Raw genomic sequence first — 12546 nt, 5'->3', positions numbered from 1 at the left:
TATATTTAAGTATGAATTTCTGGAAAGAATCGGGTTATGGTTTTGCTGATTTCGCTGAACTGCCGCTGGAAAATATGCTGATTTTTATTCCGGCAATGTCGAGGGAGGATATTATTGACTGGCTTTGCTGGAATGACCATAACGGAATTTATCGTGATGAACAATCGATCAAAGAACTGGGTAATGTGATGAGCAGGGACGAGGGCATTGAAATTATGATACGGCAGATCGAAGACGGTCGGCCTGCTGATTTGCGGAAACTGTAATGTTTCACAGCTTTGGGCTTACTGTCCGCAGTTAGAAGCTTTTCTAATGATCAGGTGTGCCATTGCCGGGTCACTCAGTAACCGCTCCATCTCCAGCTCAATAATATCCCTGATATCCTGTTTGATCTGCAAATAATTCCGCTCCACAATAGCGCTGCTGATCTTCCGTACCTCCGGCAAAGCCACATAACCATCAATCTCTTTTTTAAGTGCGGTATGGTCGTTTACAATTTCCCCATGAAAAGCTTTCAATTCAATCTTGCAATCCGGGTTATCGGCCACCATCCCTACGAATTCGCCGGAACTCAAAGCCGAAATGCGCGAGGCCGGCACGGCAGCTTCCAGTTGCTTTGAACGGCTGATGGAAGTATCGCTGCGATTAATGGATAAACTTTCCCTGTCCTGCATGATGCGCCCGATTTTTTCGGACACATATTTGGCCGTATCACCCGATACCTGGCCAACCGCCATGTTGCCTACAATACTCATGATCACATCTGCCTGCTCGCGCCCGTAGTCCTTGCGCAGCTGACTGGCATCCTGAATGCCGAGCGTTGTGGCGATCAGGTTGGACCTCCCCGTCGCGATTGTCGGGATGATATCCGTGGTCAGCGTAGGAAATTCATCAAACACCAGGCTGCATTTCAACTTGTCCTTTTGATTAATGATCTTCAGCAGGCGGTTGGTAAAAAGCGATAGCACTGCCCCATAGATCTGTATCTTTTGCGGATTATTGCCCATGCACACGATCTTCGGCGCATCAGGATTATTGATATCCAGCGTAAACTCATTGCCGGATAACACATAATACAATTGCGGCGAGGCCACCCGCGCCATCGTGATCTTCGCCGAAGCGATCTGCCCCTCCAGTTGCTCCACCGCATCCCGCTTGTAAGCGCTGATAAAAGGATTGATCAGGACATCAATTTCCTTTTGCGTACCCAGCAGTGTAAACAGGCTATCATAATCCGCCTGCATCAATTCGATCACATGCGGCAAGGTGCAAAATTCCCCGTCATTATACTTCCGCAAATACCAGATGATCGCTGTCAGAAAGTTGATCGGCGATTCCACAAAGAAGTCGCCCTGCTTCTTGATCCACTCGCGGTTCAGCCCCAGCAATATGGTACGCGCTGATTCCACCGCATCCGTCAGGTCCAGCATCGCCGAAGGATCCAAGGGGTTACAACGATGACTGCGCGAGAGGTCATCAAAATTGATGGAGTAGAATTCAGGTTGTATCCTATACCCGCCCTTATGCTTCAGCCATGTATTATAGGCGATCACCGCCAAGTCCGGCATTTTAAAATCGTAGACGAACATCGCGAACCCTTTGCGGATATGCTGCGTGATCACATGCCGGATGATAAAATAACTCTTACCCGAACCCGGTGAACCCAGCACCAACAAAGCCCTGAACAAATTGATCAGGTTGATCCAGCCATCCCGCACCTTGCCTTTCAGCACATACTTCGTCGGCAGGTTAACCGAAAATTCATTTTCCAACAGACGCTCCTCCTGCGGAAACGTCTCCTGGTCACGGTTAAAAATGTCGCCCTGCAGCTTATCCCGGATGATCCGGGACAGCATCGTACCACCGCTCAACATCAGCAAAAAGCCCAGTCCGCAGCCAGCCATATAAGCCGATGCCACCAAAGCTATTTTTCCCCTCACCAGCAACACCAATTGACTGGCGAGAAAAAAAGAAAGACCTACCGCCAAATAAAGCGCCGCCGTCTTCCAGGTCTGCTTTTCATCCTTCTTTCCCTTTACCCCGATTAACGCAATCGCAAGAAATCCCAGCGAGATCAGCTTCGGCCTCAGGAAGCTGCTAAACAGGCCGGTCTTCACCACATTGTCCAGCAACCGGTCAGACAGTCCCGACACCCAATGCCATTCCACAAAAGCCCCGTAACACTCCACATAAAAATGCAGTAATAATATCCCGATACTGATCAGCCTGGTCATGTCCAGGATCTTGCGCATCGCCTGATCGTTTTCTCCAGTTTGCATATACCCCTCACCCCCTTTAATCTCCCCCGAAAGAGGAGAATTAAATCCAATAACACTTTTATTTTTCATCTCACCAGCAAGCGCAACGCTCACCAACATCACATCGACATCCGCACTTTCTTTTTCTTCTTCTTTGTCCGCTTTAGTTCCCAATCCATCATCTCCGCCGTGCCATCGGTATCGAGCAGGCTTTCCACCAAACCCGGCCCCTGATGGGCACCAATACCAGTCAAAATTTCCGTTCGATCTTTACGCGTTTTACCCCCTATTGCCTGCCCGTCCCGCGCCAGTTTTGCAATTCGCCCGTTTTGTTTTTTCCCCTCATCAGCCCCGGTGTTTAAACAGCGTTCCCTTATGACATTTGCACTATAGGCTTTGCCCAAAACACTTCCATTAAACACACATTTACTATAATGATCTACATAAGTCACCCCATATAAAATACCCTGATCATTATACCGCAAAATCATATCAATACCCTTAGTTTTCAAATGCGTTACCAAACCATCCAATGTTTTAGCGCCATTTAACAAATACAGATCGATCACATTTTTTAACCGCAGTTTCGCTTTCGGATCATCTTTATTCAGCTTATTCGCTTCAAACTTTTGCGTTAAAAATTTCAACGTTGGTTTTGCAAAAAACAAACTCGCCTTCACCGGCACGCCAACCTTGTTACCCTGTTCATCCAGCACCCGGTAAACCAAACCATCGTGTTTAAAAACCCGTGACTTTTCGTCACCCCTGTCGGCAACGACATTGTATTGCCGCAGCACCGCATTCAGTTCTGCCAGCGAGGCGTATTTATACTGCGCCAACACTTTTACTAATACATTATTAATGGCTTGCTTTGTCTCTGTTTTACCATACAAAACCTTCGCTGCATTGACGGGCTTCACCTGAAACACCTGCCGCTTTTGCTGCTTGTCGGCCACCACCAAACCAAACATTTGCTCGATCTCTTTACGCGCCGGTTCTGACTTATCCCGCCCCAAATAATTCATTCGGATCGCCTTACCATCTGACCTGATATTTGTGGTCACCAGATGCAGATGCGGGTGCCCTGCATCCTCATGTTTGTATAACAAATAAGGCTGCCCGGCAAAGCCGATTTTTTCTAAATAGACTGCTGCGATCTCCCGCAAATGCTCATCCGAAAGTTTTTCAGTGGGGTCAAAATTTAAAGACACATGCAGGCAGTTATGCTTCGTCCGCTGGTTCAGTTCAGCCAGTAATTCCAGCCGTCTCAATTTCTGGTGAAAGCTCAAATGCTCCGGCCCGACGGGATAATAACCCGCCTCCAGACAGACCGCCAAACTATTCTTTACCTTATGCTCATTATAGTTTAAAGCAATGCGCAAATGCTTTGATTGATGGATCACTGCAACCATATTTCATTCAGTGAAACCAGCTTCAATTCTATCGCCGAAACAGCAGCAAAATAGCGCTCCTTATCCTGCTCAAAACGTATGACCCAGGCCTGCATTTGCGGCGCATGATCTAGCATATTCAAGCGGTGCACAGCCTGGTTAAAATTCACCCCGATGGCATTTAATTCCCGACGCAAAAGCCCCAGTTCTTCCAGCAGCTCATCCATGGATTTATTGCGCGTATAGACCGTAAACTTACGCCTAAAGATCAGCCGCCGCACCAAATCCGACAGCTTGCGCACCGTCGAATTTTTCCATTTATCCTCTAATTCTGCATATTCCTCTGCCGTCAAACGCAGCGTAATTCGTCGCTTGCGGCCATTATTTTCCTCTGCCATCACTCATCCTCCCACAACATATCCCTGCCCTAAAGGCTGCAAAAACAACCGTTATCCCAGCGCCCCCGACTTCGGAGAAGGGGCGCAATCTTCCATTGTTGTCAGACAATGGTACATCTTGCCGATCGCAAAACGGGCGATCTCACGCATTCTCCCGGTGAGGAGAAAAAACGAAAAATGGCAAGATCACTTAACAGACAAATATTTACCCCTGGCCAATTGCCGCACTTGTTTCGGCACTTCGCCCTTATGCATCAGCCACTCGTTCAAATCCTTAAATTTCTCATAGTAAACGCTCCGGTCCACAAAATTGCTGCCCAGCGACAACGCGTATTTTGTAAAAGCCTGGCCCGTGACATCCCTGTCCAGCCAAAGCCCGACCTGCTGGTGCCTCTGCAAAAAGGGCAGCGCCCGGTCGAACATTCCGGCACCATTCAGTACCACAAAATCCGTATTGCCCGGTTCCTCATAAGGATGCAAAGTCTGATAGGATAGAAAGTCCATAAAACCCTCAAATACCTGTACCCTGTCTGATCCAAAACGAAAGGTCGTAATGTCTTTGGGTGAGGCGCTTTGCTTGTAATTTTTGTTGCGGATCTCCCAGCCCCCCATATCATTGGCAAAGCCCAATCCGTAGTACCTGCCACCGCCTATTTCATACACGACTTCCTTGCAATAATTGTCTGCGACAGCAACAGGAATAGATCGTTCATGCAAATAATTTTTGAGGGGATAGGCATATAAAGATTTGACGAATTGGATCACTAAACGATCCTTGTCGCTCGGCCCTTCAGACCGCAATCCCGGCTCAAAAGCCGGCACCCGCTGCTCACCAAAATTATCATTCAAGCGAACCAGCATTTCGGCCACCGAGCAATCGTAATAGCGCAATAGAAAATCTACCGGATTACCACCCACAGCCAGCCCAAAATCGTACCATCCGTTGTTCACGCGGTCGATATGAAAACTCGCCGTCCGTTCATGTCGTAAAGGCGACAAATACCACCAATCCGTATCATTTTTCTTGCGTGCTGTTGGCTCATGCCCCAATTTTTCCAGCAGCAAGGCCAGGTCCATTTGGCGCACCTGAGCCAGCTTAAACAGTCTATCCACTTTATCCATCTCACTTTCCTTTTCCTGTGACAAGAGCAAAAGTAAAACAGCCCAACCGCATTCACCTATCCACCCCAAATATTGGGTAGGATCGTTTCAGCTCAACTACCGACCTTTGAGCTATTGTTAAATCCAAAAAATCAAATACGCATGGCAACGAAAAGTATGATAGGGACCGTTTATGAAACTTTATTATGTAGTCCGGGAATGACCGAAGCGGTAAAACTCGACTTTAAGCTCAGCCGGAAGACGGTTTTGTTGTTAAACAGTGTAGTCGAAGCTGGATTGGGTAACGGAGCTGATAAACAGGAGTTGTTGAATTTCATACCTGGCGAAGATGCGGAAGAGCTCAGGAACTTTGTTGACGAATGTCTGAAAAAAGCAGGACTGAAAGACCTGAATGAAAAAATGAAGGGCTTGATCGCCCAATAAAAATCCTTCAGAGTGCGGCCCGGCGCCGGGCCGCTTACCCGGATATTCCTAAACGAAATTTTATGTTTTTGTTTGGCACAATTGAATACAGCCCGATGATACCATTGTCGTTTCCCGTGGCGGCGAGGAAAATTTGACGATCTTTAACAAGCCGGTGATTGCAGAAGCCGCGATCAATTTATCGGCGCTTTTCGTGACTGCTATCGGGCATAAAGAAGATGCGACCTTGCTGCAAAAAGTGGCGGACAAAGCGTTCATTATGTCAACGGCGTTCGGGCAGTTTCTGAACGAGTCGTATAACGAAACGGTAGCAGAATTGCAGCATTCGCGGGCGCAGCTGGTAGAGTCGGTGAAGAAACAATTGACGGCCGCTTACCAGAAGGAAATCGATAATGAGAAGCAGAGCAAGGCGGACCTGCAGAAAGTTTACGAAGAAAGGATCAGCGGGATGATCTCGGTGCAGCAGGAAAAGCAGCAGGTTTACGAGCAGCGGATGCTGGTGCTGGAAAAAAAGGGTAAGCTGAATTGGATCGTTGTGCTCATTGCTGTTATTTAGGGCTACTTTTGGGTTATCTGATCAAAGGCCATTAACATGATGAAAACGTTCAGCGAATTTAAGGAATCCCTGGAAAGCAGCCTCCCGCCTGGCGAGCTCAGCCCTCAGCTCGCGAGCCTGTGGTATGATGCTAAAAACAACTGGCAAAGGGCCCATGGGTTGGTCGATCACCTTGACGATCAGGGGGCGGCATGGGTACATGCTTATCTGCACCGCAAGGAGGGAGATTCAGGCAACGCGGATTACTGGTACCGAAAGGCGGGAAAGCTGCGTCCGGTTGTGTCGTTGGCTGAGGAATGGAAACTTTTAGTTGAACATTTTTTATATAGCTAAATAACGGTCATTTCATGGCTATTTCATCGAGATGGTCACTCAAAAAGTGTCTGACGGTGTTGCCTTAGCCTTTTACGATCTTCAGTAAGTCGTTTTTATAAGACTCACTGACCGGAAGCATTTGCCCCATCATAGCAACACGATTCTTTTCAATATGATCAACTTTACTCAAATTGACCAGATAAGACCGGTGAATGCGGATGAATTGGCCGGCGGGTAAAAGTTCTGCGAGTTCCTTCATGCTCTGCGCGGTCAGGATCTTGTCGTCGCGGGTATGAATGATCACATAATCCCTTGCGCCTTCCAGGTAATAGATATCAGCCAGATCGACCTTAATGATCTTATAGTCTGTTTTTACGAATATAAAACCCGGCCTTTCATTACCTGTCGGCGTTAGTTTCAGATCGGCCAGCTGAGGGATGCCGAACCGTTGCTGCGCCCGCTCGATGGCGATCATAAAACGATCAAGCATGATCGGCTTGAGTAGATAATCGACGATATGATGCTCATAACCTTCCAGCGCATATTCACTGTATGCGGTTGTAACGATCACCATGACGCGTTGCTGCAAGGTTCTCAGGAACTGCATACCGGTGAATTCCGGCATTTGCATGTCCAGAAAGATCAGATCGATGGCCTGGCTCCTGACCAGTTGCAAAGCGGAGAACGGATCTGATGTCGCGGTCACCAGGTTCAGTCCGGGGACCCTGGCCACATAATCGCTTAGCAATGACAGTGCGAGCGGTTCATCGTCCACGATGATACAGTTAATAGCGTTAGGGTGATCATTCATGCAGGCTGAGGGTTAATTTTACAGAAAATAATCTGCCGTCATCATCGATGTTCAGGTGATGTGCGCCACCGTAAATAAGTGACAGACGTTTACTGACATTTTCCAGGCCGATACCGCCGGTTTGGTCTTTATTGGTACTGCTGACCTTGTTCATCACCAGGAAATTCATTTCGTTGTCAATAAAGTAAAGCCGGATGAGTAAAGGATGGTTTGGGTCCCTCAGATCCCCATGCTTAAATGCGTTCTCTACAAAAGGGATCAGCGTTAAAGGCGCGATCTTTAGCGCCTGATCGCCGGAAGCGTCCAGTTCCACTTTGATAGCCGGCTCGAAATCGTAGCGCATCAACTGGAGATCGATAAAGTTGCGCAGATATTGCAGTTCTTTCAGCAACGGCACGAACTCTTCCTTTTCATAGAGCATATACCTGAGCAACTCCGAGAGCTTGCCGATCGACGGCAAAGCCTTCTCAGAGGCCTGGTAGACCAGTGTATAAACGTTGTTGAGACTGTTGAACAAAAAATGTGGATTGATCTGGGAACGGAGAAAGGATAATTCTGCGTTCCGGTTTTGGACGAGCAGTTCGCTTTGGCACTTCTGCGCATAGGCGGAGAACTGGATAAAGAAGAACACCACTCCGAAGCCGCTGTAATACACGGCAAAGTAGATATTATCCATAAAGTATCTTGCCGGCTGACGCATAGCCGCCGAATAGTTATGGGAACCCCAAAGGTGATAAGCGATCACCTCCTGAATGAGATAACGGCAACCGATCATGACAGGTAAAGCGGCCAGCAGGTATAGCAGGACGGCTAACACGCGCCGCTGTCGCCTGTAAAAGAACTGGAAAAACAGCTGGTAGCTGATCTGATTGTAAATAATAAATGAGAGCACCGTGCTGAGATGTGACCTAACGCCCCGCCAGTTGCTCCAGAACACATATAAGCCGTTCCCGCCGAGGTAATTGCCCAGCTGCCAGTTAAAATCCGTGAATGCATAGAACAGCACGAAGTAAATGGTCAACTGGATGTATCTCGGCCTCATAAATCAAAACTACGTGATCTGAAGCAACAGAGCGCATAAAACCTGTCAGGAAGGATATTTCCTCTGCCAGCCGGCAATTTTCGTCTGCGGATCAGTTGCAGGCGAAAAACGGTGATCTGCCACCCGAATAAGCCGGTTCAAAGATTCTGTAGCTCAACTGATCTTTGAGAGGGTACTTTCATAGCCATGAAACCAGGATCTGCTAACAATATGTACCGATGCATCACCGTTTGGATCGTCGCCCTTTTATCTATCACGCCCTTGATCTCGACCGGGCAAGCTACCAGTATGGTCGCGGGAAAAGTCATGCTGGCACCCGGTCAGCCACTGGCTGGTGCGACCGTCAGTGTTTACCAAACCGCTACCGGAAAGCTTGAACACAGCCGGCAAACGGGTGCTGACGGGAGCTTCCATATTCAGGCCGTGCTAAAAGATCAGTACGTTTATGTCAGCCACGTTGGATATATTTCCTATAAGATCAGCACCTGGGCACAGGATAGCCTGACGATCATACTTGTCCCGCAGGACCGGCAGCTGGAAGAGGTGGTCATCAGATCGAAAAAGCCTTTTCTTGAACAACAGTTCGACCGGCTGATCGCCCATGTGGACGGCGACAGCAAGGCCGGGATCAATGCGACCGATGTGCTCAAAAAATTACCCGGTGTTGCCATCCTGAATGATAATACCGTCATGCTGGAGGGAAAGGCGGTGACCGTTTCCCTTGACGGCAAGCTGACCCGCCTGAGCGGAAACGAATTGATGGCACTGCTTCGTAATATGCCCGCTGCTGCTATCAGTCAGATCGAAGTGATCCATAGTCCGTTCGCTAAATATGATGCCCAGGGAGACGGGGGGATCATTAACATCCGTTCCCTCAAGCGCATAAGGCCGGGTTATAATGCCTATGTCAGCCTGACCGGCGGTCATGGCTGGAAATATCTTTCCGGCAATAACGCTTCGGCCGGACTGAACTACCGCAATGGCAATAACTATTGGTACGGCAGTTATGCTTACGGACTGGGCACGCAATCCCAGGAGATCCAGACCAATACTTATCTGGGCGCGTCCGGGCAGCGCTTGTCGGATTCTATGAGGTACCGTTCGCCTTACCGCGACCAGAACATGCGTTTGGGCTGGGACCATTATTTAAATAAAACAGATGTGCTCGGGCTACTGGTCACCGGCTATCAGAGCAGTAGCGAGCCGTCAAGAAATTCGGAAACGGGTATACTCGCTTTGGCGGCCCCGGGTCCCGATTCAACACGCTATTCCGATAACCGCAACTCCCGCAGCAGCAAAGGACTGAACCTGAACATCAACTATAAGCTCAGGCTTGACTCCGCCAGGCAGCAAGAGATCAACATGGACGGGGATGCGGGCATATTCGATTACCAGACCTTCAACCTGCTTGGGTTGAGGCTTGAAGACAGCGGGCAGCAGCTGCTTTTTCCGCAGCAGCGGATCGTTCAATCGGGTAACACGCAAACCCATATTTATAGCTATAAGGCCGATTATACGCAGAAGCTTCACAACGGGAATCTGGAGGGTGGTATCAAAGCCGGTCACGTCAATGTAGCCAACCGCTTCTTTTCCGAAAGCGGATCGCTGGGGAATACCCTCCGGGATAACGGCAGCAATGATTTTCTGTATGAGGAAACCGTTCTGGCTGCTTATATCAGTACCAAACAGACCTGGAATAAACTGACGGTCCAATTGGGTTTACGTGCGGAGCACACCACCACGCAAGGCACATCGGTCACCTTAGCTAATGTGTCGGACCAGCGATACCTGAACCTTTTCCCGAATCTGGTCGCAGGGTACAAACTCAGCAGCAGTTCCTTGTCAGCGTCTTATTCGCGGCGTATCGGCAGGCCCACTTACAGCTATCTGAATCCCTTTGTCATCGTTGAAAGCGCTTACACTGTTTTTCAGGGCAATCCCAATTTACGGCCTGCGTTGACGGATAACTACCGGCTGGGTATCAATATGCTGAACAATAAGCTCAGTTTTTCCTTAACGTATAGCGAAAGTAAAGATGTGATCACCGACCTGGCGCTGGTCGATGATCAAACCAAGATAACATCGCGCTTAAAGGCGAATTTAAGCACAGGGCGGAACAGCGGTTTTAATTTCGGTTATAATAACCGCTTCTTTAACCGGCTGGACATCAATTATAGCGGGACACTCAGATACAGCCGTTATCACTTTGATTATGCGGGCTCGCCGGTCACCGTAACCCAGTTCACCGGTCAGGCTTATCTCGATAACCAGCTGGAGCTCCCCAACAACTGGTGGTTGAATGTGTACACTTTTGCCAGTACCAGGGTCACCTACGGAAATAATATTACTTTACCGATGACCACTACCTCCCTAAGCGGTGGTACCAAACTGCTAAAAAATAAGGCTACCCTGTCTTTAAGCCTTAACGATGTGTTCTTTACAGGGATCCAGCGGAGCCGGACGGATTACGGAAATGTGCATTTTGATAACCGGAGCCAGTATGACAGCCGGAACATCCGCCTGAATTTCACTTATAATTTCGGTAGCGCCGATTTCGATGTCCGTAAACGCTCATCCGGATCGGCTGATGAACAAAGAAGAAACTAGTTTGGAAGGATACAAACGTTAACCGCAGGGTCACCGCCTGAATTAAAGTATAACAATTTATTAATCCATCCGCTGTCAACAGGTTACCGCATTTTTCGCTAAATTAGGCTGATGAAACACATTGTCCTGATCGAGGATAACGAAGCCTTACAGCAGTTGGTTGCTCAATTCTTAACGGAGGCGGGTTATCGCGTTACTTCTTATCCGGCTTTAACCAGTGTGGAAGAATTAGCGACGCTCGAAGCAGACCTGTTCATCATCGATGAGCGCCTGCCTTCGGTCAGCGGTCATATCATTTGTATCCTGTTGCATGCTGATTCGGTCACCAGAGCGGTCCCGCAGTTATTGATATCAGGCAGCCCTGTGCTTAGTAAGTTCTCTGATCTGGCGGAGGTCAACGCCAGTCTCCGCAAGCCTTTTGGGCTGGATGAATTATTGCTTAAAATAAAAGAACTGATCTGAATTTTGTGCGGCAACCCTCGGTAATATTCCTTACCTGCCGGTATAACCTTTCCCTTCTGCCAGGGCGATGATGTGTCGGACGCGCTGATCCAGTTCCCCGATCGCGTTTTCCATCAGCAAAAGCTCTTCTTTTTCGGCCTGATAATCCGCTTCTTTGATCACATTCATCAGGCCCATGACCGAGGCCACCGGGCGACGCAGCTCGTGGGACTGTGACCAGGCGATCGCGTTGAGGAAATTTTGCTGGTCCGCGCTCTTTTGCCGCTCCAGCATGAGCTGCGTGACATCAGTGGCATTGTAGGATACACCGATGATGGTACCATCATCGTTCCGGGCCGGGTCAAAGCTGAAATACCACCAGATCGTTCTATCGGGATAATCAAGCCTTCTTTCCAGTTTTACGGGCTGGCCACTCAAGGCAAGCTGATAATTGGCGAGAAAATCAGCCGTGTAAGCCTTATTGATATAATCGGTCACTTTCATTTCCGGCAGGATTTTCACCTGGTACATGTTCCATACAAAGGCTTCCAGGGCCTTATTATAGGCGAGGATCTCCATGTTTTTTCCGATGAGCAAGTGGCAGGACGTTTCACTTTCAAAAAATGAGCGTAGTTTGATCTCGGCATTCCTGGCCGCCACGTATTGTTCTTTAAGGACTTTTAAACTGGTATCGAACTCCAGCAGCTGGATCACCTGTTTGGACAGCCCCTGCAGCATTTGGACCTGCAGGACACTGAGCTCCCTCGGCTTTTGGTCAATGACACATAAGCTGCCGAGGGCTTGTCCATCCCCGGTCAACAGCGGTACGCCTGCGTAAAAACGGATCCTTGGCCCGTTCAGCACCAGGGGATTTCCTGCAAAACGGCTATCCTGACTGGCGTCGCTGACGATGAGCGTTTCCTGCTGCCGGACCACATGATCGCAAAAAGCTTCTTTGCGGGAAGTTTTGCTTAAGGCAAACCCGGTTTTGAATTTAATATGCTGGGTGTCGGCGTCGATCAGGGTGATCAGCGCGGTCGGGGTATCACATATCTGCGCCGCCAAGGCAACAATCTCCTGTAACTCTTTTTCCTTGCTGATCTCCAGTTTCAAAAAGCGGTTGACCGCAGCTATTCTTTCTAACTCTTTTAATGGCATTCACGGACCCATACATCTACCTGG

General features: G+C 48.7%; 13 protein-coding genes. 6 read left to right on the top strand and 7 right to left on the bottom strand.

The window, feature by feature from the left end:
• Window positions 1–11: 11 nt before the first annotated feature.
• Window positions 12–266 (top strand): hypothetical protein, encoded by a 255-nt coding sequence (locus tag AAFN85_RS03490; protein ID WP_347525569.1) that lies wholly within the window; start codon window positions 12–14, stop codon window positions 264–266.
• Between the two features lie 18 nt (window positions 267–284).
• Here AAFN85_RS03490 and mobC read toward each other — a convergent pair whose 3' ends face one another.
• From mobC to AAFN85_RS03470, 4 genes are all read right to left on the bottom strand, one after another.
• The gene (mobC, locus tag AAFN85_RS03485; protein ID WP_347525754.1) at window positions 285–2279 is read right to left on the bottom strand and encodes a conjugal transfer protein MobC; all 1995 of its coding nucleotides are present in this window, start codon (window positions 2277–2279) and stop codon (window positions 285–287) included.
• A 98-nt stretch (window positions 2280–2377) separates the two neighbouring features.
• Complete coding sequence (locus tag AAFN85_RS03480) at window positions 2378–3670, bottom strand: relaxase/mobilization nuclease domain-containing protein (RefSeq protein WP_347525568.1); 1293 nt, start codon at window positions 3668–3670, stop codon at window positions 2378–2380.
• Entirely contained in the window at window positions 3658–4047 is a 390-nt protein-coding gene (locus AAFN85_RS03475; RefSeq protein WP_347525567.1) for a plasmid mobilization relaxosome protein MobC, read from the bottom strand. Before AAFN85_RS03475 ends, AAFN85_RS03480 begins: the two co-directional genes overlap by 13 nt.
• Window positions 4048–4233: 186 nt before the next feature.
• Entirely contained in the window at window positions 4234–5169 is a 936-nt protein-coding gene (locus AAFN85_RS03470) for a toprim domain-containing protein (RefSeq protein ID WP_347525566.1), read from the bottom strand.
• A 141-nt stretch (window positions 5170–5310) separates the two neighbouring features.
• On the opposite strand from AAFN85_RS03470, the gene AAFN85_RS03465 reads away from it, so the two are divergent.
• The 3 genes from AAFN85_RS03465 to AAFN85_RS03455 all read left to right on the top strand — a co-directional run bounded on the left by AAFN85_RS03465 (window position 5311) and on the right by AAFN85_RS03455 (window position 6481).
• Window positions 5311–5592, top strand: coding sequence for a hypothetical protein (locus tag AAFN85_RS03465; RefSeq protein ID WP_347525565.1), 282 nt, complete (start codon window positions 5311–5313; stop codon window positions 5590–5592).
• An 85-nt stretch (window positions 5593–5677) separates the two neighbouring features.
• A complete protein-coding gene (locus AAFN85_RS03460; RefSeq protein WP_347525753.1) occupies window positions 5678–6148 on the top strand; it encodes an exodeoxyribonuclease VII large subunit in 471 nt (156 codons plus the stop codon).
• A 36-nt stretch (window positions 6149–6184) separates the two neighbouring features.
• On the top strand, window positions 6185–6481 hold the full coding sequence (locus AAFN85_RS03455) for a hypothetical protein (protein WP_347525564.1): 297 nt from the start codon (window positions 6185–6187) through the stop codon (window positions 6479–6481).
• A 64-nt stretch (window positions 6482–6545) separates the two neighbouring features.
• Here the strand turns inward: AAFN85_RS03455 and AAFN85_RS03450 are convergent, their stop codons facing one another.
• Together AAFN85_RS03450 and AAFN85_RS03445 are read right to left on the bottom strand one after the other, a co-directional pair.
• Entirely contained in the window at window positions 6546–7238 is a 693-nt protein-coding gene (locus AAFN85_RS03450) for a LytTR family DNA-binding domain-containing protein (protein ID WP_347525563.1), read from the bottom strand.
• Between the two features lie 28 nt (window positions 7239–7266).
• On the bottom strand, window positions 7267–8295 hold the full coding sequence (locus tag AAFN85_RS03445) for a sensor histidine kinase (protein ID WP_347525562.1): 1029 nt from the start codon (window positions 8293–8295) through the stop codon (window positions 7267–7269).
• 207 nt (window positions 8296–8502) lie between these two features.
• Here AAFN85_RS03445 and AAFN85_RS03440 point away from each other — a divergent pair, with 207 nt between their 5' ends.
• A complete protein-coding gene (locus AAFN85_RS03440; RefSeq protein ID WP_347525561.1) occupies window positions 8503–10923 on the top strand; it encodes a TonB-dependent receptor in 2421 nt (806 codons plus the stop codon).
• 111 nt (window positions 10924–11034) lie between these two features.
• Window positions 11035–11385, top strand: coding sequence for a response regulator (locus tag AAFN85_RS03435; RefSeq protein WP_347525560.1), 351 nt, complete (start codon window positions 11035–11037; stop codon window positions 11383–11385).
• Window positions 11386–11415: 30 nt separating this feature from the next.
• On the opposite strand, the gene AAFN85_RS03430 is transcribed toward AAFN85_RS03435, so the two are convergent.
• Window positions 11416–12522: a GAF domain-containing protein gene (locus AAFN85_RS03430; RefSeq protein ID WP_347525559.1), complete on the bottom strand. Its 1107-nt coding sequence runs from the start codon at window positions 12520–12522 to the stop codon at window positions 11416–11418.
• Between the last annotated feature and the right edge of the window lie 24 nt (window positions 12523–12546).

The organism is Mucilaginibacter sp. CAU 1740, from assembly GCF_039839285.1.
Lineage (GTDB): Bacteria > Bacteroidota > Bacteroidia > Sphingobacteriales > Sphingobacteriaceae > Mucilaginibacter.
Note: the sequence above shows the minus strand (reverse complement) of the source record. Positions and strands in the feature narration are given on the sequence as shown.